This window comes from Kitasatospora sp. NPDC058444 (assembly GCF_042721415.1).
Taxonomy (GTDB): domain Bacteria; phylum Actinomycetota; class Actinomycetes; order Streptomycetales; family Streptomycetaceae; genus Kitasatospora.
Genome location: NZ_JBHXLL010000022.1, coordinates 120573 through 145280 on the forward strand (window position 1 = coordinate 120573; position 24708 = coordinate 145280).

A 24708-nucleotide genomic window follows, 5' to 3' on the forward strand; every position below is an offset into this window, starting at 1 on the left:
ACGCGACGGCGCCGCCGGGGACCTGCCCCGACGGCGCCGCCACGCGTGTCCGGTCAGCCCCGGCGGCCCCAGCGACGGCCCTTGCCCTTGCCGTCGCCCTTGTCCTGCGCGTCCCCGCGGTCGTCGGGCCGCTCCGCGCCGCCCTGCGGGCCGGCGTTCGGGCCGCCGTTCGGAGCCTCCTGGCCCGGGCCGCCACGCTCCCAGCGCGCCCACTCGTCGTGCGAGCCGAGCAGCGTGTCGGTGAGGCTCGGCAGGTCGTCCAGCGGCGTCTCCTCGGCCCATTCCGGCCGCGGCCGCTCGCCGCCGGCCCGGGACTGGGACTGGGACTCGGTCTGGGACGGCGTCCGCGGCTCGGCAGCCGGCTCCGCGCCGACCACCGGCAGCTCACGGGTGCTGTCCACGGGCTCCGCGCGCCGCGGCCCCTGCGCCGGCCGGCCCTCCGTACGGCCTCCGGCGCGCCCCTCGGCGCGCGCCTCGGCACGACCCGGCTCGATCCGCGGCAGCACCTCGGTCCGGTCGGCCTCCGCCGGGACCCTCGGCAGCACGGCCGTCTCGTCCACCGCCGAGGCCGGCACCACCGGCAGCTTGGCGGTCGCGTCCACCGCACCGGCGGTCCCGCCCGCCACGCGGCGCGCCTCGGCGGCCTTCCGCGCCTCCGCGGCCTCCGCCGCCCGGACGGCCGCCTGCCGGTCCCGCGGCGACAGCTCGCGCGTCGCCTCGTCCCCGAGCCCGCCCGACGGAGCCTGCGCCGACGCCTGAGCCTCGTCCCGGGCAGCGTCCTTCGGGACGTCCCGGACCGCCCGCAGCTCCGTGGTCGTCTCCGCAGCCGACTCCCCGGCCACCGAACCCGGGCCCGAAGCCGCACCCGAACCCGACCCCGACTTCGGCCCCGAAGCCGCACCCGAACCCGACCCCTGACGCCCCTCGGCCCGCCCCTCCGCGGACTCCGCCGCCGCAGCCGCGGCCGCGAGCGCGGCGGCCTGCGCCAGCCGCGCCTCCTCGGCCCGCTGGAGCGCCTCCTCCGCCCGGCGCCGCTGCTCCTCGCGGGCCAGCTCGCGCTGCCGCTGGAGCTCGGCCTGGGCGGCCGCCTCGTCGGCGATCCGCTTGCGTTCGGCGGCCTCGGCGGCCAGCCGGGCCTCCTCGGCCGCGCGGCGCTCGGCCTCCTCCTCGGCGCGGCGCCGGGCCTCCTCCTCCGCCCGGCGGCGCGCTTCCTCCTCGGCCTTGCGCCGGGCCTCGGCGGCGGCCCGCTCGGCCTCCTCCTCGGCCAGCCGCTCCTTCTCCGCCTGCTCGGCCCGCAGCTGCGCCAGCACCTCCTGCCGCTTGCGCTCGGCGGCCTCCTCCTCGGCCTTCTTGCGAGCCTCCTCGGCGGCGCGGCGCTCGGCCTCCTCCTTGGCCAGCCGCTCCTGCTCGACGCGGGCGGCCTTCTCCTGCTCGGAGAGCGGCAGCTCGCGGTCGAGCCGGTGCCGGATGGCGGTGGTGACGAAGCCGGGGGCCTGGCTGCCGTCCACGACCAGGTAGCGCGCCGGGTCGGCGGCGGCGAGGGCGAGGAAGCCGGCCCGGACCCGCAGGTGGAACTCGGTGGGCTCGGACTCCAGCCGGTCCAGCGCCTCGGTGAAGCGCTCGCGGGCCTTGGTCGGGTCGACGTCCAGGACGACGGTCAGGTCGGGCAGCAGCCCGCCGGTGGCCCAGCGGGAGATCCGGGCGACCTCGGTCGCGGCCAGGTCGCGCCCGGCGCCCTGGTAGGCGATGGAGGAGTCCATGTACCGGTCGGTGATCACCACGGCGCCGCGGGCGAGGGCCGGCCGGATGACGTTCTCGACGTGCTCGGCGCGGTCGGCGGCGTAGATCAGGGCCTCGGCGCGGTGCGACAGGCCGGTGTTGCCGACGTCCAGGACGAGGCCGCGCAGCCGCTGGCCGACCGGGCTGCCGCCGGGCTCGCGGGTGAGCACGACCTCGTGCCCCTTGCCGCGGATCCACTCGGCGAGCGCCTGGGCCTGGGTGGACTTGCCGGCGCCGTCGCCGCCCTCCAGGGCGATGAAGAAGCCGGTGCCCGCGCCCCGGTGCGGCACCGGGCCGCCCGGGCCGCGCACCGAGTCCACCAGGTCCCGGACGAACGGCGCGGTGCCGCGCCGGTCGTCGGTGCGCACCAGCACGACCGCGGCGAGCACCAGCGTGAGCAGCCCGGAGGTGGCGACGGCCAGGGCCGCGCCGCCGTGGATGAAGGTGAAGGAGCCGGGCTCGACGGTGCCGTACTCGACGTCCCCGTAGGCGGCGGCGATCAGCGGGACGACGACCAGCGCGGCGGCGACGACGGCCCGGAGCACCGCGAACAGGTGCTCGGTGACCTTCGGCAGCCGGGCCTCCTCGACCTCCTGGGCGAGCAGGGTGCGACCGGCCGACACCACGATCCCGGCGGCCAGGCCGGCCAGCACCGTGAGCAGCAGGACCAGCACGAAGTCCAGCACCAGCCCGGCCAGGATCAGCGCGACGCCCTGGGTGAGCAGTGCCAGTGCGAGCAGCCGGCGGCGGGACAGCGAGGGCAGCGTGGCCCGGGTGAGCCGGGCGCCCAGGGCGGGCGTCCCGGCGGCGGCGAGCACCAGCAGGCCGTAGCCGATCGGCCCGGCGCGGTGCTCGGCGGCGGTGAGCAGCGCGAGCGCGGCGACGCCCGCCATCGCGGCGTAGCCGGCCGCGACGGCGAAGGTGAAGTACGGGGCACTGCCGGTGCGGCCCTTGCTCAGCGCGGGGCCGGGGACGGCGTCGGTCGGGGCGCGCAGGCCCTGGAACGGCGAGACCGGGGCGACGGACACGGGGCCGCCGGGCAGCTGCTGAAGGTGGTCGCGGACCGCCGAGGCGGCGAACAGCCCGGCCGCGCCGAGCGCCGCGAAGGTGAGCTGGTGGGCGCGCAGCCAGTCGGAGCCGAGGGCCGCGCCGATGTTGTTGAGCAGGGTGAAGGCCACCAGGCCGAGCGCGCCGAGCGGCACGGTGACCCAGCCGGTGAAGCGGTCGATGCTCCGGACGCTCTCCAGGTTGGCCGCGGCCGGGCGCTGTTCGGCGACCGGTGCGTACGGGTCGGCCGGCGGCAGCAGGCCGGGAACGGCGGCGGCCTTGGCGATCCCCCGGACCCGCTCGGCGGCACCGGTCACGAAGACGGTGGCGAGCAGGACGTACGTGGCGACCCCGGAGGGCTTGGCGGCGGAGCCCAGCCAGACGCTCCACCAGGGGGCGAGGCCGATCAGCAGGGCGCGCAGCGCGTCGGCGCCGAACAGCGTCCAGCGCCGGTCCAGCCGACCCGCGACCAGCCGGTGCACCGGGCCGAGCAGCGCGACGCCGACCAGTCCGGTGGCCACCACCCGGACGGCGAGGACCGCGGCGAGGGCGAAGGCGAGGCTGCGCGGCGGGCTGCCGAACTGGCCGCCCTGGGCGGCGGCGATCACGGTGAGCGCGAGCAGCACCAGCAGACCGAGCCGGTCGGCGGTGCCGCCGATCAGCTGGGTGGTCCACAGGCGCCGGTAGGCACGTGTCCGCAGCAGCGCCCGGGCCCGGTCCGCCGGAGTCCCGGCGGGCGCGACCTCGGGCAGGTCGGACCCCCCGGCTCTGGCGGCCGGGGCGGCGCTGGGGGTGGGCTGCTCCTCGCTCGTCATACGGTCAGCGTAGCGGGCGGGGCCTGGCCGGAACGGAGCGAGCGGGCTTCCGGATCGCGCTCATCACCGGGTTGTGACGTACCCCGCACAGACCCGGCGGGCCTCGGGCCCGCACCCCCGGGATCGGGGGCGCGGGCCCGGCCGCGGTGACCTGGGATCAGCCCTCTTCGGTGGCCGAGGTCTTGCCGGCCGCCGTCGTGCTCTCGGCCGTCGTGCTCGTGGCGGTCTTCTCGGCCACCGTCTTCTTGGCCGCCGTCTTCTTCGCCGCCGCCGTCTTGGTGGTGGTGGTCTTCTTCGCGGCGGTCTTCTTCGCGGCCGCGGTCTTGGTCGCCGCGGTCTTGGCGGTGGTCGTCTTCTTGGCCGCGGCCTTCTTGGCCGGGGCCTTCTTCGCCGCCTTCTTCACCGGTCCGCGCGCCCGCTTCTCGGCGAGCAGCTCGTACCCGCGCTCCGGCGTGATGGTCTCGACGTCGTCGTCCTTGCGGAGCGTGGCGTTGGTCTCGCCGTCGGTCACGTACGGGCCGAAGCGGCCGTCCTTGACCACCACCGGGCGCTCGCTGACCGGGTCGTTGCCCAGCTCCTTGAGCGGCGGGGCGGCGGCGGCCCGGCCGCGCTGCTTCGGCTGGGCGTAGATCGCCAGTGCCTCGTCGAGGGTGATCGTGAAGAGCTGGTCCTCGCTGGTGAGCGAGCGGGAGTCGGTGCCGCGCTTGAGGTACGGGCCGTAGCGGCCGTTCTGCGCGGTGATCTCCGCGCCCTCGGCGTCGGTGCCGACGACCCGCGGCAGCGAGAGCAGCCGCAGCGCGTCGTCCAGCGTGACGGTGTCCAGCGACATCGTCTTGAACAGCGAGGCGGTGCGCGGCTTGACCGCGTTCTTGCCGGTCTTCGGCGTGCCCTCGGGCAGGATCTCGGTCACGTACGGGCCGTAGCGGCCGTCCTTGGCGACCAGCATGTTGCCGCTGACCGGGTCCGGGCCGAGCTCGAAGTCGCCGCTGGGCTTGGCCAGCAGCTCCTCGGCCAGCTCGACGGTGAGCTCGTCCGGCGGCAGCTCGTCCGGGATGTCGGCACGCTGGCCCGGCTCGCCCTCGACGGCCGAGGCGCGCTCGACGTACGGGCCGTAGCGGCCGACCCGCAGGGTGATGTCGTCGCTGACCCTGAACGAGCTGATCTCCCGGGCGTCGATCGCGCCGAGGTCGGTGACCAGCTCCTTCAGGCCGCCCAGGTGGTCGCCGTCGCCGTTGCCGGCCTCGGCGGCGCCGCCCGTGGCGTGGCCCTCGCCCTCACCGAAGTAGAAGCGCTTCAGCCACGGCACGGACTTCGCCTCACCGGCGGCGATCCGGTCGAGGTCGTCCTCCATCTTGGCGGTGAAGTCGTAGTCGACCAGCCGGCCGAAGTGCTTCTCCAGCAGGTTGACCACGGCGAACGAGAGGAAGGACGGGACGAGCGCCGTCCCCTTCTTGAAGACGTACCGGCGCTGGATGATCGTGTCGATGATCGACGCGTAGGTGGAGGGGCGGCCGATCTCCCGGTCCTCCAGCTCCTTGACCAGCGAGGCCTCGGTGTAGCGGGCCGGCGGCTTGGTGGAGTGGCCCTCCGGGGTGATCCGCTCGGCGGCCAGCGGGTCGCCCTGGGCGACCTGCGGCAGCCGGCGCTCGCGGTCGTCGAGCTCGGCGTTCGGGTCGTCGGCGCCCTCGACGTAGGCCTTGAGGAAGCCGTGGAAGGTGATGATCTTGCCGGAGGCGGAGAACTCGACGTCCCGGCCGTCGGCGGAGGTGCCGCCGACCCGGACCGTGACGGACTGGCCGACCGCGTCCTTCATCTGGGAGGCGACGGTGCGCATCCAGATCAGCTCGTACAGCTTGAAGTCGTCACCGGTCAGGCCGGTCTCGGCCGGGGTGCGGAAGCGGTCGCCGGACGGGCGGACGGCCTCGTGCGCCTCCTGCGCGTTCTTGACCTTGCTGGCGTAGGTGCGCGGGGCGTCCGGCAGGTAGTCGGCGCCGTACAGCTGGGTGACCTGGGCCCGGGCGGCGGAGATCGCGGTCTCCGACAGCGTGGTGGAGTCGGTACGCATATAGGTGATGAAGCCGTTCTCGTACAGCTTCTGGGCCACCTGCATGGTCCGCTTGGCGCCGAAGCCCAGCTTGCGACTGGCCTCCTGCTGGAGCGTGGTGGTGCGGAACGGCGCGTACGGCGAACGGCGGTACGGCTTGGACTCGACGCTGCGGACGGCGAACGCCGTCTGCTCCAGGGCGGCGGCCAGCTGACGGGCCGCCTGCTCGTCCAGGTGCAGCGTGTTCGCGCTGGCGGCCTTCAGCCGGCCATCCTGGCCGAAGTCTCGGCCGCTGGCGATCCGCTTGCCGTCGACGGCGGCCAGCCGGGCGCCGAAGGTCTCCGGGTTGGCGGCGTCGACCGGGGTGCGGCCGGTGCCGAAGGTGCCGACCAGGTCCCAGTACGAGGCGGCGCGGAAGGCCATCCGCTCGCGCTCGCGCTCGACCACCAGCCGGGTGGCGACGGACTGCACGCGGCCCGCCGACAGCTTCGGCATGACCTTCTTCCACAGCACCGGCGAGACCTCGAAGCCGTACAGCCGGTCGAGGATGCGGCGGGTCTCCTGGGCGTCGACCAGGCGCTGGTTGAGCTCGCGCGGGTTGGCCACGGCCTCCTGGATCGCCGACTTGGTGATCTCGTGGAACACCATGCGGTGCACCGGCACCTTGGGCTTGAGCACCTGCTGGAGGTGCCACGCGATGGCCTCGCCCTCGCGGTCCTCATCGGTGGCGAGGAAGAGCTCGTCGGACTCCGCGAGCAGCGACTTCAACTTGCTGACCTGGGACTTCTTGTCCGCGTTGACCACATAGATGGGCGCGAAGTCGTGGTCGACGTCCACCCCGAGGCGGCGCACCTCACCGGTGTACTTGTCCGGCACCTCGGCCGCGGTGCTCGGGAGGTCGCGGATGTGCCCGACGCTCGCCTCGACGATGTAGCCGGGGCCCAGGTAGCCCTTGATCGTCTTCGCCTTGGCCGGCGACTCGACAATGACGAGTCGCTGTCCGTGCGCGGTCTCGCTGCTCGGGGACACCTTCGCTCTTCTCTCCCGGTCCTTATGTGGCTGGTCGGCGGCGGCAGCACGGGCTGCGCTCCGCCCGACCCCTCCACCGTCCCGGGGCTGCCGCGGCACGACACCCCCACCAGCGGAGTGTGACCGTACCCCGGCCACCCTTGTCAAACGGAAGGATCCCGCTTTTTCACTTGCCGGGCTCACCGACGCCACTCGAACGGTAACCCGATGACGCAGGTTCCCGCCCCGTGGAGGGGGGCCTTCGGCAGGTTCCGGAGGATGGAATGACGGATTTCAAGATCTGTCAACGGAAAATCGACGGGCGGGCGCGGGACGGGGCGAGATTCCGTCGGGCGGCCGTGACGTGCCGTGGGTCGTCCGCAGGGGTACGTGGGGGTGCGCGGGGGTACGCGGGAGTGCGCGGCTCAGCCGCCGGCCACGGCCAGGAGCCCGGCGCCCGCCGCCAGACAGCCCACGCCCAGGACGCTCCACAGCAGGTCCAGGACGGCCGCCCGACCGACCTCCCCGGCCGCCAGCACCACCCGGCTCGGGCGCTGCGGGTCGTAACAGATCCGCACCGACGCACCGGGCGCGAAACGGTCCGGACGGCGCAGTGGGGTGTGCCCGCGCGGGCGGGCGATCACCAGCCCGGCGAACCCGTACGCGCCGTGGCCGCCGACCGAGGGCAGCACCGAGAACGAGAGCAGCGGGGCGCTGTCCAGCCGGCCGTGCACGTCGTCCTCGGCCAGCACTGTGGCCACCGCCGACGCCCCCCGGCGGCGCACCCGCAGGCGCAGGCTCACTTCGGCGGCGCACCAGAGCAGCAGCACGCCACCGAAGAGGGCGAGCACCGACCCGCCCACCATCGCCGTCGTCGTGTCCACCCCTGGCCCCCGGCTCCCCAGCTCTGTCCACAGCCTGTGGACAGAGCTTCACAGCGGAGAGCCAACGGGAGACGGCCGCCCGGCGGCGACCGGACGAACCAGGGGGTACGGGCGGATGAACCGGCCGGGTCACGACGGCGGCACGGTTACAACGGGTTACGGCGGGTTGCGCGGCTCCAGCGGGTACGCGGCTACGACGGGTTGCGCAGCTGCGCAGGGGCGGGCCCCGCCGGGCCGGGCACGGCAAGGCGGCCGGCCCACCCCGGCGAGGCCGGTCTCGTTCGGCAGGGTCTCGGCGGACCGGGTCTCAGCGGCCCGTGTCTCAGCGAACCGGGTCGATGAACCCCTGCTCGGTCAGCAGACGCAGCGACTCCGGCACCCGGTCCCGCAGGACCACCCGGTCCTCGCCGAGCAGCTGCGCGATGGCGTCCACGATCTCGCCCGCCGACAGCGTCCCGTCGCAGACCCCGACGAAGCCGGCACCCACGGTGTCCACCTTGGTGGCCCGTCGCATGCCCCGGTTGTGACGCAGGATCACGTGCTCCGGGTCCTCCGCGCCCGGCGCGCCGACCTGCTCCTGGACCACCTCGTCGGCCAGCACGTAGCGGGCCGCGAGCAGGCCCGCGTCGTCGTGCGAGCGGAGGAAGTCCTGCCGGTCGAACCAGGCCTCGATGTGCGGGCCCAGCGGCTGCTCCACCGGGTGCGGCCACTCCTCCACCCGGACGGTCGGACGCTCGGCGCCGCTCGCCCGCAGGGTGATCCAGCCCATCCCGATGCCCTCGACCCGGCCCGCCTCGAAGGCGTCCAGCCACTCGCCGTACCGGGCCTGGTAGTCGCCGCCGGGGCCGCGGTGGTCGCCGCCGTCGCGCAGCCACAACTCGGCGTACTGGGCCACGTCCTGGACCTCGCGCTGGACGATCCAGGCGTCCAGGCCGGTGCCCGCGACCCAGCCGGCCAGCCGCTCCTGCCAGTCCTCGCCCTTGATGTGCTGCCAGTTGGCGAGCAACTGGCAGTAGCCGCCGGGCTCCAGGTGGTCGGCGGCCGAGCGGACCAGGCTGCGGCACAGGTCGTCGCCGGCCATGCCGCCGTCGCGGTAGGTGAACCGGCCGGCCGGTGAGATGACGAACGGCGGGTTGGAGACGATCAGGTCGAACTTCCGCTCCCCGACCGGCTCGAAGAGGCTTCCGGTGGACACCTCGGTGTTGTCGAAACCGGACAGCGCCAGGGTCAGCTCGGTGAAGCGCAGCGCGCGCGCGTTGAGGTCGGTGGCGGTGACGGTCCCGGCATGGCGGGCCGCGTGCAGCGCCTGGACGCCGGAGCCCGAACCGAGGTCCAGCGCGGCCCGGACGGGGCGGCGCACGGTGATGTTGGCCAGCGTGGTGGAGGCGCCGCCGACACCCAGCACCAGGTCCTTGCGGGCCACCCCGTGCGCGGTCTCGCCGGAACCGATGCCACCCGCGCCGCCCACCGCGCACCCCAGGTCGGAGACCACCCAGGCATCCGAACTGGGCATCCCGGCCACCTCGTTGGCGTACGGCCGGACGTCGACGGTGGCCCGCACCAGATCGCCGTCGGGACGCAGCCAGCCGTCCGCCAGGCAGTCCTCCACCGGCAGCGCGGCGGCGGCCGCCCGGTACGGGACCGGCTGCTGGAGCAGGAACAGCCGCACCAGCGTCTCCAGCGGGCTGCCACCGCGGGTCGCCCGCAGTGCCGGGACCGCCTCGCTGCGGGCCAACGCCGAATAGCCGGTGGGCCCGAGCAGGTCCAGGCACCCGTCGGCGGTGAACGAGGCGGCGAGCAGCGCCTCGCGGAACTTGGCGAGGCGGGTCGGGTCGAGAACGGGGCTACTGATCACCCCGCCATTGTCCCCCGCCTCCCGCCCCGCGGCCGCCGCTGCGCCCCGCGGCCATCGGACGGAAGCCCGCACCACCACGCGCGCCCCCCGAAGCCGCCGCGCGCCGCCCTCACGGGAACACCGGGTCGTCCGACCGACCTCCGCGGGCGTCGGTCGCAGGCGGCGGCTCGCACAGCGGTGTTCCCCGAAGGCATGCGGGCCCGCAGCCGGTGACGGGCACGCCGTCGGATCATCCGGCCCGCCCGGACTCAGCTCGCGCTGGGAGCGGGGTTCGCCGGGGTGATGGCCGGGGCGGCCGGGGCGGCCGGGACAGCGGCTCGCGCGGCGGCGGCACTCCGCGAAGGCACACGGGCCCGTGGCGGACCGGCGGCGGCCCTGGTGACCGCCGAGCCTCCCGCCACCGGCCCACGTCAGAGCCGGCGACGGGACCGGAGACCGGGCCGACGTCCGGGCCGGGCGCCTCGAATCGTCCGGCCCGCCCGGACTCAGCTCGCGCTGGGAGCGGGGTTCGCCGGGGTGGTGGCCGGGGCGGCCGGGGCGGTGGTCGCGCCCGCCGGGCTCGCGCCGTCGGTCGCGCCGGGCGCCGGGGTGGTGGCCGGGGCAGCAGGGGTGTCGGTGGCACCGGGGGCGGGGGTCGTGCCCGCACCGCCCGGAGCCGGGGTGCCGCTCGCGCCGGCACCCGCACCACCGGTGGAGCCGCTGGTCGGAGCGGTGGTCGGGGACGGCTTGCAGCCCTCCTGCTTGGCCATCGCCGCGCCGAGCTCGCCGCGCTGGAGCTTGCTCTGCGCCTGGGTGGAGAGCGAGGCCAGCTGCTGCACCTGGTCGGCCACACTGCGCAGCCCGTCGGCGAACTTGGCCTGATCGGTGTTGGGCAGCGCGTCCAGCTTCTTCTGGACCTCGACGTAGCCGTCGGCCGCCTTCTTCAGCTCGTCGACGGTGTCCTTCTGGAGGGCCGCGCCGTCCTGCACCTTGGGCGTCCCGGCCGCGTCGATGGCGGCGGCTATGTCCTGGTTGGTCTTGGCCAGTCGCCCGATGTCCGTGGAGAGCCGCTTCTGGAGGTCGGCGGGGGCTTCACCGGTCTTCACCTGTCCGGTGTCGGCGAGCGCGGCCTGCGCCTGGGCGATCGGGTCCTTGGCGGCGCCGCAGACGTTGGACGCCCAGGACTCCAGCTGCTTGCTGTTGTCGTCGCCGCCGCAGCCGACGGCACCGAACGCGAGCAGCACGCCGAGAGCGGGTACGGCCAGCAGTCGCTTGTTCACCGGGAGAAGCCTTTCGGTTTCGGTCGTCATCGGTCGTCGAACCTACACGGCCGATGTCCGTCCCCCGGTTCCCGGTTCCCCCGCTCCTACTCCCCACCGCGTGCCCGCCGTACGCCGTCCGGCGCATCACGCCGCCTGCGCTCGCCGCCGTACGGAAGCGCTGCCGGTCCGCCGGACGACCGCGCCGGCCCTCCGGCCCTCCGGCCCTCTGGTGCGTGCGGAAGCGCGGAAACGCGGAAACGGCCGCTCAGACCGCGACGGAGGCGACCGAGACCGGCCAGCTCATCCGAATCAGGCCACCGTCCGTGCCGTTGGTGACCTCCAGGTCCTCGACCAGGCCGGTGATCACGGCGAGGCCCAGGGTGTCCTCGTCCGGCTCGCCGCCCTCGGCGGCGCCGGAGGCCGGGACGGCGGCGGGGCCGGCCTCGTCCTCGACCTCGATGAGGAAACGCTTCTCCTGATCGGTCAACGCGACCCGGACGGTGCCGCCGATGCCGCCGCGCTGGTGCAGCCCGACCGCGCGGGAGCACGCCTCACCGACCGCGAGCCGGACCTCGTCGAGCACCGACTCGTCGACCCCGGCCCGTCTGGCGACGGCCGCGGCGACCAGTCGGGCCGTCCGCACGTGCTCGGGAAGCGCACTGAATCGAAGTTCGACGGTTGCCATCTCTCCCCTTCGGGGTGCTCCGACCGGGGCCGGAGGTCCGGCCCCTGCGGGCCGGCGGAACCGGCCCAGGGGCGCCCGGGGACGCACCGGGCCACACGGGCCCGGGCACCCGGACGCGATGAAACGAGCGGGCCGACCGCACGGGCCGGCCCGGCCGCGTCAGTCGGTCGCGCTGACCGCGTCGTCCACCGAGGTGTGGATCGGGAAGACCTTGGTCAGGCCGGTGATGCGGAAGATCTTCAGGATGCGCTCCTGGTTGCAGACGAGGCGCAGCGAGCCCTCGTGAGCGCGCACCCGCTTCAGACCGCCCACCAGCACACCGAGGCCGGTCGAGTCGAGGAAGTCAACGCCCTCCATGTCGACGACGAGGTGGTACTTGCCGTCGTTGACGAGCTCGACCAGCTGCTCCCGCAGCTTCGGGGCGGTGTACACATCGATCTCGCCGCCAACCTCGACGACCGTACGATCGCCGACTGAACGGGTCGACAGGGACAGGTCCACGGAACCTCCAGCACCTTGCCTTGCTACGTCATGTGCGATCCTCGGCCGGACGGCCGCCACCGCATGGTCGCGAGCCCGGGCGCGCCCAGCCAACGCGTGGCAAGCCTCGGCGCTGCGACCCACGGCCATACGGCCGTCACGGCCACATTCAACCACCTGCGACCATGCCCGCACGATGGCTTACGACGATTCTCCGTCACGCCGGTGACACACTGGGTCCCCATGCCGCCCCGACACAGCCCGCCCGAGGCCCTGCTCACGACCCTGGCCACCAGCCGGGGGCGGTCCGACCGGCTCACCCATACGGAGCACCTTCCCGCCCGACCTGCACGTTATTCACCGTGGCCCGACCCGATCCGTCCGGAGGTCGTGGCCGCGGCACGCGCGCTCGGGGTGGAACAGCCGTGGGCGCACCAGGCAGAAGCGATGAATCTGGCCAAAAGCGGCCAGACTGTGGTGATCGCCACAGGCACCGCCTCGGGCAAGTCGCTGGGCTACCTGGCGCCGGTGCTCAGCGACCTGCTGGACGGCACCGAGGCCCGCAACGGCCGCGGCGCCACCGCGCTCTACCTGGCGCCGACCAAGGCGCTCGCCGCCGACCAGCGCCGCCGGGCAGCCGAACTCGCCCCGCCGAGGGTCCGCGCCGCCCTGTACGACGGCGACACCCCGCCCGAGGAACGCGAGTGGGTCCGCCAGTACGCCTCCTACGTGCTCACCAACCCGGACATGCTCCACCGGGGCATCCTGCCCGGCCACGCCCGCTGGTCCTCCTTCCTCAAGGCGTTGCGCTACGTGGTCGTCGACGAGTGCCACAGCTACCGGGGCGTGTTCGGCTCGCACGTCGCCCAGGTGCTGCGGCGGCTGCGCCGCATCTGTGCCCGTTACGGCTCGTCACCGACCTTCCTGCTGGCCTCCGCCACCACCGCCGACCCGGCCGCGACCGCCCGGCGGCTGACCGGCCTGCCCGCCGTGGCCGTCACCGAGGACGCCTCGCCGCGCGGGCCGATGGTCTTCGGCCTCTGGGAGCCGCCGCTGACCGAGAACGTCGGCGAGCACGGCGCGCCCGTGCGCCGCACCGCGACCGCCGAGGCCGCGCACCTGCTGACCGACCTGGTCGAGCAGGAGATCCGCACCGTCGTCTTCGTCCGCTCCCGGCGCGCCGCCGAGCTCGTGGCGCTCCAGGCCCAGGACCAGCTCGACCGCCCGCTCGCCGGACGGGTGGCCGCCTACCGCGGCGGCTACCTCGCCGACGAACGCCGTGCCCTGGAGCGCGACTTGCACTCGGGCCGACTGCTCGGCCTCGCCTCCACCTCCGCTCTCGAACTGGGCGTCGACGTCTCCGGCCTCGACGCCGTCCTGATGGCCGGCTACCCCGGTACCCGGGCCTCGCTCTGGCAGCAGGCGGGCCGGGCGGGCCGGGAGGCCCAAGGCGCACTGGCCGTCCTGATCGCCCGGGACGATCCGCTGGACACCTACCTGGTGCACCACCCGGAGGCACTGTTCGCGGCACCCGTCGAGGCCACCGTGCTCGACCCCGACAACCCGCACGTGCTCGCCCCGCACCTGTGCGCGGCCGCCGCCGAACTCCCGCTCACCGATGCGGACCTGGAACTCTTCGGGCCGTCCACCGCGCCGCTGCTGCCGGTCCTGGAACGGCGCGGCCTGCTGCGCCGGCGCAGCGACGGCTCCTGGTACTGGACCCGTCGCGAGCGCGCGGCCGATGCGGTGGACCTGCGCGGCAGCGGCGGCAGCCCGGTACAGATCGTCGAGGCCGACACCGGCCGACTGCTCGGCACGGTGGACGCCGCGGCCGCCCACACCACCGTCCACACCGGGGCCGTCCACCTGCACCAGGGCCGCACCTACCTGGTCCGGGAGTTCGACCTGGAGGACTCCGTGGCCCTGGTCGAACGGGCCGACCCGCCGTACACCACGGCCGCCCGTGACATCACCTCCGTCTCCGTCCTGGACACCGACACCACCGTGGAATGGGGCGAGGGCCGACTCAGCTTCGGCTCGGTGGAGGTGGTCAACCAGGTGGTCGGCTACCTCCGCAAGCGGATCTCCACCGGGGAGATCATGGGCGAGACCAAGCTCGACCTGCCGCCCCGCACGCTGCGCACCCGGGCGGTCTGGTGGACCGTCACCGAGGACCAGCTGTTCGACGCGGACATCCCGCTCGACCAGTTGCCCGGCGCCGCCCACGCCGCCGAGCACGCCTCGATCGGCCTGCTGCCGCTGTTCGCCACCTGCGACCGGTGGGACATCGGCGGTGTCTCCGTCCCGCTGCACCCGGACACCGGTCTGCCGACCGTGTTCGTCTACGACGGCCACCCGGGCGGGGCCGGCTTCGCCGAACGCGGCTTCCGGCGGGCGGTCCAGTGGCTGACGGCCACCCGGACGGCGATCGCCTCCTGCGAGTGCGAGCGCGGCTGCCCGTCCTGCGTCCAGTCACCCAAGTGCGGCAACGGCAACGACCCGCTGGACAAGGCCGCCGCCGTCCGGCTCCTGGACGTCCTGCTCGCCGGGGCACCCGGAGCCGCGCAGACGCCGGACGAACCGCAAGCACCGGAGGCACCGGACGGGCCGGAGGCGGATGCCGGGCCGGAGGCGGCGGCCTCGGAACCGGACGGTGGAACGCCCGCCGGTTCATAAGCCCTCCGCCGGAGCGCTCGGGGCTTCGAGGGGAGCCCCGCCCGACCCGGCGTCCGGTACGTCCTCGGGGCCGGTGACCGGGGCCCGTACCGGCCCGGCCCGGGCCCTCGCCCGCGCCGGGCCGACCCGCAGTCGGGCCGGGAGCCCGCGGACCTCCACCTCGGCCACCACCTCGACGGCGTCCGCCGGCCGGTCGACCGCGCAGGACACCAGCCCGGCGCCCTGCGCGGCGGCGATCCCGGCGGCCCGGACGCAGCCGCCGTCCTGGTCCAGCAGCAGTCGGTCCGCCGCGGCGAGGGCCGCGAGGTCGGCCGCCGACTCGGCCCGGTGCCGTGCGGCGACCACCGAGCCGACCGCGATCGTCCCGGCGAACACCGCCGTACCCAGCATCGCTAGGGCGAGCAGCCAGACCGTCGCCGAGCCGGCGTCCGGCCCCCGTCCGCCCACCGCGGCCGCTCGGGCCGCACGGGCACGAGCGGCCCGCTCCGCCGTCTCCCGGAGCCCGGTCAGGACGGCCATGGGCCACCGCCGCCCTCCGTGACCGCCACCAGGACGTCCTCCCGGGCCGCCACGGCCGTCGCGCTGAGCCGGACGGCGAGCAGCCCGCCGAGCCGGCCCGGGCCCGTGCACGGCGCCTCCACGTCGACCCGCACCGTGTCGGCCGCCAGGGCCACCCGGACCTGTGCGCCAGGCGGGGCCGCCGCGCGGGCGAGTTCGGCGGCGTCCGCCTCCCCGCGCGCGGCCGCTCTCGCGCCGACCCGGGCTGCGTCCACACAGCGGATCTGCGCGGCCGCCGCGAGCACGCCCCAGATCAGCATCGCCGCGAGCAGGAGGAGCGCGGGCAGCGCCACCGCCGTCTCCGCGGTCACGAAGCCCGCGTCACCGCGCGGCCGCGACGACAACGCCCGGCCGGCACCGCGCTCCCCCGACCGGCCGAAACCCGTCCCCGGGCCCCTGCCGCCCACCCGGAGCACGGGCGGAGCGGCATCGAGGCGGGTGCCGCACGAGGCGGCGGGGGCGCCTCCCGGGCGGCAGGCCGGGGGCCGTCGGCGGCCGACGGCCACCCCACGGAGTGCTCCGGCGCCCCGGGCCGTCCCGACCATGGGAGGCCCGCCGGCAGGGGTCCGACGAGCCGTCCTAGGTGGCATGGAGCGCCCGCACCAGCATGTCGGTCAACGCCCCCGTGATGGCCTCACTGGTCACCACCTTGTACAGCCCGGCCGCGAGGGCGCACGCGCCCAGCGTCCCCACGGCGTACTCGGCCGTGGTCATCCCGGCGTCCGAGCGGCCCCGGAGCCGGGCCACGCTGCGCACCCGGCCGGCTGCCCGGCGGCTCCTCTCCCGCCACGCCCCGGCCAACGGGCGGAGTGGACGCCCGGCACCGGGCCCGATCGCGGTCACTGCGGTCACTGCGGTCATGAGATTCTCCTTCGTTCGTTGTCCACTGATGTCCACACAACTGACTCTCAGTCACATCACTTGGGCGAAACGGCTGGTGAGGCCGACGACCACCGGCACCACGCCGATCAGGACGAAGGCCGGGAGGAAGCAGAGCCCCAGCGGCGCGGTGGCAAGCACCGCGGCCCGGCGGACCCGGGCGTGGGCCGCGCGGGCGGCCGCCGTGCGCTGCCCCTGCGCCAGCCCGATCAGCGGACCGGCGGCGGGGACACCGCCGAGGCTGCTGCGCTCCAGACAGCGCGCCAGCGGCGCCAGTGACGGGTACTGCTCGCCCAAGCGGCTCCAGCACAGCTCCGGCGGTGCACCCAGGGCCAGTTCGGCCCCGATCGCCACCAGTCGGGGGCCCAGCGGCGCGCCCACGCTCCGCCCCACCGCCGACACGGCGTCCGAGGGCAGCGCCGCCGAGCCGAGGCAGGCCGCCAACAGTTCGGCACTCAGGGGGAGTTGCCTGGCCAGCAGCTCCTCGTCACGGACCGCCCGGCGATCGACCGGCGACCGTGCCCGGGCCGACCACCGGTGGACGCCCACCGCCAGCAGCACCCCGACGGCCAGACCGGCGCCGCCGCCGACCAGCACCGCCGCCGCGAGCCCGGCGACAGCCGCCGTCACCACCCGGCGTCGACGCCCGGCACCCGAGGCCGCCGGCCCGACTCGGCCTTCCGCCTCCTCTCCACCTCGGGCCCGGGCGAGCACCCGGCGGTGCCTCGCCCGGCCACGCGCCGGCGTCCACGTGGCCGCGGCCGCGCCCACCGGAAGAGCGATCGCCACCCACTCGATGCCTCGCATCACCTCGCCCCCGCCCCGAGCGCCCGCGTGCGTACCCGCGACAGCCCACAGGCCGGCTCGCTCGCCCGAGGATCGGGCACCGTACGGCCGAGGGCTCGACTCCGCTCACCGCGCCCCGGAGGGACCTCCAGCGCGCCGTGGGCCGCCGCCCGGACGATGCGGGCCGTCCAGAGCACGCCCAACCCCTCCAGGACCGCGCCCGCCACGAGGCAGCCCAGCCCGACCGGGGTGTGCAGCAGGACCTCCGACGGGTGCGCCCCGAGCCCCGCGCCGAGGAGCAGCCCGACACCCGGCAGCGCGGCCAGGACGGCGATCGTCGCGCGCGGCCCGGCCAGTTCCCCGGCGATCTCCTCAGCGAGCGCCCGCTCGCCGCGCAGCGCCTCGGCGACCCGGTCCAGCGCGGCGGCCAACCCCGACCCGCTGTGCGCGGCCACCCGCCAGCAGGCCGCGATGGCCGCGGCTCCGCTACCGCCCGGCAGGTCGGCCAGCAGGTGCAGCGCGGCGGGCACGTCCCCGCCATAGCGGCCGGCCGCGAGCCGGGCCACCGGCTCCTCTCCGAGTCTGCGCAGCCCCTCCGGATCGGCGGCGAGCCGCGCGGTCACCAGGTGCAGCGCCTGCTCCGGCGTCGCCCCGCCGCGCAACTCCCCCGCCAGGCCGGCGCAGAGCTCCACGACGGCCGCGGCCCGGTGCCGAGCTTCCGCCGCCAGGCGCCGCCGCGCCCGCCAACTGCGCAGCGGCAGGACGGCCAGGGCCGCCGCGAGCACCGGCACCGGCGAGGCGGTGGCCTGCCCGACGGCCAACCCGACTGGCAGGAGAAGCAGTTCGGGTGCCAGGAACTCCGGAAGCCGGCCCCGGGGCCCGGCCCGCACCACCACCTCCGGGCCCGCTCTCAGCACCGCGGGCCCGCCGCCCGCCAGCACCAGCCTGGAGCGCCGGCCGCCCGGCAACTGCTCCTGCAGTGCGCGCCACGCGGCGACGGCCACCAGGCACAGCACCATCGTCCAGCAGAAAGCCTGCTGACCTTGCGTCATTTCTCTCACCTCCGTTGTCCTCTGCCCTTCCGACCCGCGCCACCGAGCAGCACCAGGGCGCCCACGACGCACCCGCTGAGCAGCAGGGCGAAGGCGATTCCCACCACCCGCGCGTCCGCACTCGCCGACCCGGCCGCCGTCACCGCTACCGCCCCCGCGATCACGGGCACCCCGACCCGAGCGGCACCCCACGCGCCGCCAGCAGTCCGATCAGCCGCTCCCAGCCCGCACCGGGGCTCAGGCCGCCGGACGCCGGGAAGGCCACCGCGGGTGTGGTCACGGCCGACCCGTCACCGGCTCCGGTCAGCGTGTGGATCTCCGCCACCCGGCGCCGCCCCGAGCCCGGATCGCGGACCAGGTGCACCACCACGTCGAGTGCGGCGCGCAGTTGGCTGTGCAGCGCCGGCCGGTCGAGACCGGCGAGCGAGCCCAGGGCCTCCAGCCGGACCGGCACGTCCGCCGCCGTGTTGGCGTGGACCGTGCCGCAGCCGCCCTCGTGTCCGGTGTTCAGCGCGGCCAGCAGGTCCGACACCTCGGCGCCGCGGACCTCACCGATCACCAGCCGGTCCGGGCGCATCCGCAGCGCCTGGCGGACGAGGTCCCGCAAGGTGAACTCGCCGAGCCCCTCCTGGTTGGGCGGACGGCTCTGCAAGCGGACCACGTGCGGGTGGGCCGGTTGCAGCTCGGCGGAGTCCTCGGCGACCACGATCCGCTCGTCCGGCCCGACCAGGCCGAGCAGGGCCGACAGGAGCGTGGTCTTCCCCGAGCCCGTCCCACCGGACACCAGCATCGACAGCCGGGCCCGCACGATGCCCGCCAGCAGCTCCGCACCTTCCGGTGGCAGCGACCCGCCCGCCACCAACTCGTCGAGCGTGAACGGCCGGGGACGGCAGACCCGCAGCGAGATGTGCGTGCAGCCGGCCGCGATCGGCGGCAGCACGGCGTGCAGCCGGGTGCCGTCCGGCAGTCGGGCGTCCGCCCACGGACGGGCGTCGTCCAACCGCCGACCGGCCGCGGTGGCCAGCCGGTGGGCCAGCCGCCGCACCGCCTCGGCGTCGGCGAAGCGGACTCCGGTGGCTCGCTGCAGGCCGCCGCCACGGTCGACCCACACCTCGTCCGGACCGTTCACCAGGACGTCCGTGACGTCAGGCGCCGCCAGCAGCCGGTCCAGCGGGCCCGCACCCACCAGTTCGGCGCGCAGCGAGCGCACGGTGTCCAGGACCTCGTCCCCGCCGAGCGGCGGGCGGGTGGCCCGCAGCGCGGCGGCGACCGAGCCGGCCGTCGGGGCGGCCCCCGACTCGGCCAGCCGCAGCCGGACCGCGTCCACCAGGGCCGCCGTACGCTGCTCGCGGGCCGTCCGGCCGTACGGGCAGGGACCGGGCCCGTGCCCGGGCGCGGGCTCCGGCGGCCCACCGGGCGGCGGCACGCTCCGCAACGGCCGGTGCTCCCGCGCACCGCCGCCGCCCGGGCCGGGCGAGCCGCTCCGGAGTACCGTTCTGCGCAGACGGACCATCAGTACGCACCTCCTCCGACCACCGGCACCGGCGGCAGCACCTCGTTCAGGAAGCTCGCGCAGAAGCGCGCGAGCGGGCCGCTCTCCCGGCTCCCGGGCGGGACGCCCTTCACGACGTCCTGGGCCAGGCCCGGCTCCGGTTCCAGCTCTCCCGCCAGCGGCAACCGCAGCCCGCGGACGATCTGCCGGGCCGGGAGCCCACCGGCCCGCGCCGGGCGCACCACGGCCCGGACGTCCCCGAGCCGCATCCGGGCCGCCGCCGCGACCCGGTCCGCGGCGGCCACCGCGCGCAGCTCGGCCGAGACCACCAGCAGCGCCAGGTCGGACTGCTCCAGCGCCTGCCCGGCCGCCGCGTCCAGGTGGCGGGGCACGTCGACGACCACCAGCCCGCCGCGCCGCCTGGAGGCGGCCAGCACGCTGCGCATGGCCTCCGGCGGCACCGTCAGGGTGTCGCCGCGGTCCCAGGACAGGCAGGACAGCGCGGCGAGCCGTTTGAGCGCCGGCAGCGCCCTGGCCAGCTCGGCCCCGCTGACCCGCCCGCGGGAGCCGGCCAGATCGGGCCAGCGCAGCCCGCTGACCCGCTCGCCGCCGAGCAGGATGTCCAGGCCCCCGCCCAGCGGATCGCCGTCCAGCAGCATCGTCCGCCGGCCCGCCCGCGCGGCCGTGACCGCCAGCGCGCAGGCCAGGGTCGAGGCTCCGGCCCCGCCGGAGCCTCCGAGCACCGCGACGGTGACCGCCGGGCTGCCGACGCCCTCGGCCGCGTCGGCGATCCGGTCGAGCAGCCAGGCCTCGGCGTCGGGCAGGAACAGCACGTGCTCGGCCCCGAGTTGGACGGCTCTGACCCACACCCCGGGGTCGTCGAGGTCCAGCCCGAGCAGCAGCACCCCGCCACGCCGCCCCAGCCCGGAGCAGCGGACGGCCTGGTCGTCCCCGACCAGGACCAACGAGGCCGCCTCCCAGAGCTCCCGCGTCGGCGGCGCGCCCCGGAGCAGCCTCGGCTCGGTGCCCGCCGCCGCGCAGATCCGCAGCAGGTGCTCGGCCAGGCCGTCGTCCTCGGTGACGATGAGCGGCCCGGCGCCCGAGGGGCCCTCGGCGGTGATGTGGTCGGCGATCGGCGTCGACATGGATTCTCCCCTCCGCGCCGCCGGCCCCCGGGGGGGCCGCCGGCGCACGTCGGACGGTTCCGACGGACGGCCGCCCGACAGGCCTCTGGGGATGGAAGGGGTGAGGCCCTGTCCGGCGACCGCCGTCGGACATCACGGTGGGGGGAGATCAGGAATCCGTCATCCGAGTTCCGATTGCCTGTGGATAACTCGTGTGCTGTGGAGAAATCGTTCACCCGGGCGGGGGGCTAATCGGCGAAGAATTGACGAAAGGGGGTCACCGAGATGAACCGGTGAACCGCCGCGTCCCGTTCGAAGGCTCTCCCGACCGGTGCGCGGCACCTTCCGCGGACCGCTTCCGAGCGGGCACGCGCCACCGATCGGAACCAGCCGTTCGATCCCCGACGCACATGAGCAAATGGCAACGCAGAGTGACGAAAGTCGATCGCCGGGCCGAGGTGACGACACCCCCTGTAGGCCGGCGACACGACGGCGACGGACGCGCCGCGAGGGGCGTTCAAGCCCTGAAGATGGCCCCGGACGTGCGACGACCCCCGCCGGGGGGGAGAGCGGGGGTCGTCTATCCACAGCCCGGCTCGGGGGGGAGGAGCCGGACCGGGTTAGCACGGTCGCGAACGATCCGTGACTTCCATGGTGTACCCGAGCGGCCAGAAACACAAACCCGCACGCCCGCGAGTACGCCGAATGGCGGGGTGTTTTGCGGCTCCCTCTATCCTCGGTTCCCGTGGACACCACCGAGAACGCCGACGACCACGCCGACGAGTCCCAGGGCGACCCGACCGGGCCCGAAGAGCTCCGCCCGCCCGTTCGCCCTCGACCCGGCGGGCTGCGCACGGCGGCCTTCTTCGACCTCGACAAGACCATCATCGCCAAGTCCAGCGCGCTGGCCTTCAGCCGCCCCTTCTACCAGGGCGGACTGATCAACCGTCGGGCCGTACTGCGCAGCGCGTACGCCCAGTTCGTCTTCCTGGTCGGCGGTGCGGACCACGACCAGATGGAGAAGATGCGCGAGTACCTCTCCGCCCTCACCCGGGGCTGGAACGTCCAGCAGGTCCGCGAGATCGTCGCCGAGACCCTGCACAACCTGATCGACCCGATCATCTACGACGAGGCGGCCTCGCTCATCGAGCAGCACCACGCGGCCGGCCGGGACGTGGTGATCGTCAGCAGCTCGGGCTCCGAGGTGGTCGAGCCGATCGGCCGACTGCTCGGAGCGGACCACGTCATCGCCACCCGGCTCAAGGTCGAGGACGGCTGCTACACCGGCGAGATCGAGTACTACGCCTACGCCGAGAACAAGGCCGCCGCCATCCGGGAGTTGGCCGCCACCGAGGGCTACGACCTTGCGGCGTCCTACGCCTACAGCGACTCCTCCACCGACCTGCCGCTGCTGGAGGCGGTCGGCCATCCGTCGGCGGTCAACCCGGACCGCGCGCTGCGGAAGGAGGCGCAGGCCCGGGAGTGGCCGGTGCTGGTCTTCGAGAAGCCGGTGGAACTGCGGCGCCGGCTGCCCGAGTTCTCCGCCCCGAGCGGCTCGGTGCTGACCGCCGTGGCGGCCGGGACGGCCGTGCTGACCGCCGGGGTGATCTGGTACCTGGCCCGTCGGCGGCGCCCCGCCGCCTGAGGCCGTACCGCCCCGCCCCGCCCCCTTGGACAAAACGGGCAACCAGGACAGACTTCTCGTTTCGGGTTCCCCTTTCGCCCGAAACGCGATACAAATGAAGCACGGCCCGCGAGACCCGGTCAGGACCTAAGAGGTCAAACCGACAACGCAGTTCAGGCCCCACGGACCGCACGTACAGATATCCGGGCACCCACATGCAGCCGACCCGCTGTCGGGCCGCCGGACCAGACGAACGGGCAGGATCCCCGTCTGATCGGCACTTCCGGTGCATGCATGGTCACCCGGTATCTGCACCAGCGGCGGCACCCGGCAGGATCAGGTGCCGCCGCATCCTCGTCTCCACGCGCCCTCTTCGCGCGCCCCGCGCCGAGCGCCCGCGCCCCCTCGTGGGGCGCGCGCCGCCGCGGTCCGATCGCTCAGACCATCCCGCGCTGCATCGCCTCGCAGACCGCCGTGCTCTCCCGGACGCCGAGCCGCAGCGCCCGGCCGCAGTGCGCGATCCAGGCCGCCATCCCTTCGGGGGTGCCCGCCAGGTAGCCCGCCAGGGCCCGGCGGTGGGCGGCGGTGCCGAGCTCCGCCAGACCGACCTCGGCCGGGCAGATCGACTTCGGGTCGAGCCCCTCGGCGATCAGCACGATCCGCTGGGCGGCCCGCGCGATCACCCCGTTGTGAGTGCCGAACGGCCGCAGCGCGAGCAGCTCGCCGTACACCACCGAGGCCACGACGAGGGCCGGCGTGCCCACGCCCTGGCCCTCCGCTCGCGCCACCAGCAGCCGGGAGAGCTGGTCGAGCCGGGCCGCCACCTCCTCCGCACCCGGAGCGGGCGGCAGCACGGGCAACGGCCCGTCCACGGCGTCGACCTCGACGCTCTCCACCGGCTCCAGCGCCAGCGGGAACAGCTCCTCGGCGCCCTCGCCGGCCCGACGCGGGCGCCCGGCGGCCGGATCACCGTCGCCGACCGCGAGCAGGTGCAGCCGGGCCAGCACCTGCAGCGGAGAGTGCCGCCAGATGCTGAGCAGCTGACCGGCCTCGGCGGCGATCCGCAGGGCCGCGCCGACCGTCCGGGCTTCGGGGTCCGCGCTGAAGTCGCTGCGTCGGCGGACCTCCTCCAGCGGCCAGTCGGCCCCGGCCAGGGCCGCCGACGCGCGGGCGCCGCGCAGCGCGGACTCGGAGGTGACCTCGGCCGCGCGGCGGCGCATCACCCGGTGGCCGTAGAGCCGGTCGACGGCCTTGCGCACCTCGGCCACCGCGTCGGGGACCCCGGGGAGCTGGGCCAGCGGGGCGAGGGGATCAGTTCCAGTGCTCACCTACCCGAGAGTAATGAACAGGCCGCCCCTCCCGGAACAGCAACCCCGCATCACCCGTTAGAGGCAATCCTCACTTCCCGCCCGCGGCGAAACCCAAACCCCGGCTAGCATGACCACTATCGGAGACGATAACGATTTCCAACTAGGGTCCGCGACGCGCGCACCCTGGGCAGGCGGCCCGCAGCGAGGGCCCTGAGCGAGAGCCGGAGTCCCCAGATGAAGATCGCCTTCGTCGGCAAGGGCGGCAGCGGGAAGACCACGCTGTCCGCGCTGTTCATCCGCCACCTGGCGGCCATGGGCCGGCCGGTCATCGCCGTGGACGCCGACATCAACCAGCACCTGGGCCCCGCCCTGGGGCTGACGGACGATCAGGCCGCCGGACTGCCCCCGCTGGGCGGACACCTGCCGGAGATCAAGGAGTACCTGCGCGGCAGCAATCCGCTGATCCGCTCCTCCGACGAGATGATCAAAACCACGCCGCCTGGCCGCGGTTCGCGGCTGCTGCGGATCGTCGAGGAGAACCCGGTCTACGCCTCCTGCGCCCGCCCGATCGCGCTGGACGAGGGCTCGGTGCGGCTACTGGCGACCGGCGCGTTCACCGAGGAGGACCTCGGGGTGTCGTGCTACCACTCCAAGGTCGGCGCGGTGGAACTGCTGCTCAACCACCTGCTGGACGGCCCCGGCGAGTACCTGGTGACCGACATGACCGCGGGATCGGACTCCTTCGCCTCCGGCCTCTTCACCCGCTTCGACCTGACCTTCCTGGTCGCCGAGCCGACCCGCAAGGGCGTCTCGGTCTACCGCCAGTACCGGGACTACGCCCGCGACTTCGGCGTGCAGCTGCACGTCGTCGGCAACAAGGTGCAGGGCCCGGACGACCTGGCCTTCCTGCGCCGCGAGGTCGGCGGCGACCTGCTCACCACCTTCGGGCAGTCGGACTGGGTGCGCCGCCTGGAGCAGGGCGCCGAGCCGCCGCTGAAGTCCCTGGAGCCGGCCAACCGGGCCGTGCTGGAGGAACTGCGGGTCGCGGCCGACGCGGCGTACGGGCGGCGGGACGCGCGCCGCTACACCGAGCAGGCGGTGCTCTTCCACCGCCGCAACGCGGAGAGCTGGGCCAACTCCAAGGTCGGCATCGACCTCGCGACACAGGTGGACGAGGACTTCGTCCTGGGCGGGTTCGCGGACGACGGCGGGCGCACGGCCCCGGCGGGCGCCCACGCCTGACACGCACCACCACAGCCGGACGGGCCGCGGCCCCCCCCCCCCCGGGCGCCCCGCCCCCGTAGACCCACCCCGCCCCCACCCCCCCCCCCCCCCCCCCCCCCCCCCCCCCCCCCCCCCCCCCCCCCCC

18 protein-coding genes are annotated in these 24708 nt (G+C 75.2%); 3 read left to right on the forward strand and 15 right to left on the reverse strand.

Annotation, left to right across the window (positions count from 1 at the left end; translation table 11 throughout):
• Positions 1–53 precede the first annotated feature (53 nt).
• From tmk to bldG, 7 genes are all read right to left on the reverse strand, one after another.
• A complete protein-coding gene (gene tmk / locus ACFWP2_RS23200) occupies positions 54–3641 on the reverse strand; it encodes a dTMP kinase (protein ID WP_380454340.1) in 3588 nt (1195 codons plus the stop codon).
• A 157-nt stretch (positions 3642–3798) separates the two neighbouring features.
• Positions 3799–6714, reverse strand: a complete 2916-nt coding sequence (gene topA, locus ACFWP2_RS23205) for a type I DNA topoisomerase (protein WP_380454342.1) — start codon at positions 6712–6714, stop codon at positions 3799–3801.
• 404 nt (positions 6715–7118) lie between these two features.
• Positions 7119–7577: a DUF3592 domain-containing protein gene (locus ACFWP2_RS23210; protein ID WP_380454344.1), complete on the reverse strand. Its 459-nt coding sequence runs from the start codon at positions 7575–7577 to the stop codon at positions 7119–7121.
• A gap of 322 nt (positions 7578–7899) precedes the next feature.
• Complete coding sequence (locus tag ACFWP2_RS23215) at positions 7900–9432, reverse strand: methyltransferase (protein WP_380454346.1); 1533 nt, start codon at positions 9430–9432, stop codon at positions 7900–7902.
• A 485-nt stretch (positions 9433–9917) separates the two neighbouring features.
• Complete coding sequence (locus ACFWP2_RS23220; RefSeq protein WP_380454348.1) at positions 9918–10691, reverse strand: hypothetical protein; 774 nt, start codon at positions 10689–10691, stop codon at positions 9918–9920.
• A gap of 247 nt (positions 10692–10938) precedes the next feature.
• Positions 10939–11358, reverse strand: a complete 420-nt coding sequence (locus ACFWP2_RS23225; RefSeq protein ID WP_380454350.1) for an ATP-binding protein — start codon at positions 11356–11358, stop codon at positions 10939–10941.
• Between the two features lie 159 nt (positions 11359–11517).
• A complete protein-coding gene (gene bldG / locus ACFWP2_RS23230; protein WP_030240921.1) occupies positions 11518–11859 on the reverse strand; it encodes an anti-sigma factor antagonist BldG in 342 nt (113 codons plus the stop codon).
• A 222-nt stretch (positions 11860–12081) separates the two neighbouring features.
• On the opposite strand from bldG, the gene ACFWP2_RS23235 reads away from it, so the two are divergent.
• Positions 12082–14514, forward strand: a complete 2433-nt coding sequence (locus tag ACFWP2_RS23235) for a DEAD/DEAH box helicase (protein WP_380454353.1) — start codon at positions 12082–12084, stop codon at positions 14512–14514.
• Here the strand turns inward: ACFWP2_RS23235 and ACFWP2_RS23240 are convergent.
• The 7 genes from ACFWP2_RS23240 to ssd form a co-directional block, all read right to left on the reverse strand.
• Positions 14509–15033, reverse strand: coding sequence for an Rv3654c family TadE-like protein (locus tag ACFWP2_RS23240; RefSeq protein WP_380454355.1), 525 nt, complete (start codon positions 15031–15033; stop codon positions 14509–14511). The genes ACFWP2_RS23235 and ACFWP2_RS23240 overlap by 6 nt on opposite strands.
• Positions 15021–15383 carry a TadE family type IV pilus minor pilin gene (locus ACFWP2_RS23245; RefSeq protein WP_380454357.1) on the reverse strand — a complete coding sequence of 121 codons (363 nt, stop codon included), beginning with the start codon at positions 15381–15383 and terminating at the stop codon, positions 15021–15023. Before ACFWP2_RS23245 ends, ACFWP2_RS23240 begins: the two co-directional genes overlap by 13 nt.
• Before the next feature lie 268 nt (positions 15384–15651).
• On the reverse strand, positions 15652–15933 hold the full coding sequence (locus tag ACFWP2_RS23250) for a DUF4244 domain-containing protein (RefSeq protein WP_380454359.1): 282 nt from the start codon (positions 15931–15933) through the stop codon (positions 15652–15654).
• Between the two features lie 51 nt (positions 15934–15984).
• Positions 15985–16581: a hypothetical protein gene (locus tag ACFWP2_RS23255; RefSeq protein ID WP_380454361.1), complete on the reverse strand. Its 597-nt coding sequence runs from the start codon at positions 16579–16581 to the stop codon at positions 15985–15987.
• A gap of 176 nt (positions 16582–16757) precedes the next feature.
• Complete coding sequence (locus tag ACFWP2_RS23260) at positions 16758–17789, reverse strand: type II secretion system F family protein (protein ID WP_380454364.1); 1032 nt, start codon at positions 17787–17789, stop codon at positions 16758–16760.
• 160 nt (positions 17790–17949) lie between these two features.
• On the reverse strand, positions 17950–19224 hold the full coding sequence (locus tag ACFWP2_RS23265; RefSeq protein WP_380454366.1) for a TadA family conjugal transfer-associated ATPase: 1275 nt from the start codon (positions 19222–19224) through the stop codon (positions 17950–17952).
• Between the two features lie 77 nt (positions 19225–19301).
• Positions 19302–20426 (reverse strand): septum site-determining protein Ssd, encoded by a 1125-nt coding sequence (gene ssd, locus ACFWP2_RS23270; protein ID WP_380454368.1) that lies wholly within the window; start codon positions 20424–20426, stop codon positions 19302–19304.
• Between the two features lie 826 nt (positions 20427–21252).
• On the opposite strand from ssd, the gene ACFWP2_RS23275 reads away from it, so the two are divergent.
• Complete coding sequence (locus ACFWP2_RS23275) at positions 21253–22050, forward strand: HAD family hydrolase (protein ID WP_380454390.1); 798 nt, start codon at positions 21253–21255, stop codon at positions 22048–22050.
• A 416-nt stretch (positions 22051–22466) separates the two neighbouring features.
• Here the strand turns inward: ACFWP2_RS23275 and ACFWP2_RS23280 are convergent, their stop codons facing one another.
• On the reverse strand, positions 22467–23357 hold the full coding sequence (locus tag ACFWP2_RS23280; RefSeq protein ID WP_380454370.1) for an oxidoreductase: 891 nt from the start codon (positions 23355–23357) through the stop codon (positions 22467–22469).
• A gap of 216 nt (positions 23358–23573) precedes the next feature.
• On the opposite strand from ACFWP2_RS23280, the gene ACFWP2_RS23285 reads away from it, so the two are divergent.
• Positions 23574–24581 carry an ATP-binding protein gene (locus ACFWP2_RS23285; RefSeq protein ID WP_380454372.1) on the forward strand — a complete coding sequence of 336 codons (1008 nt, stop codon included), beginning with the start codon at positions 23574–23576 and terminating at the stop codon, positions 24579–24581.
• Positions 24582–24708 lie beyond the last annotated feature (127 nt).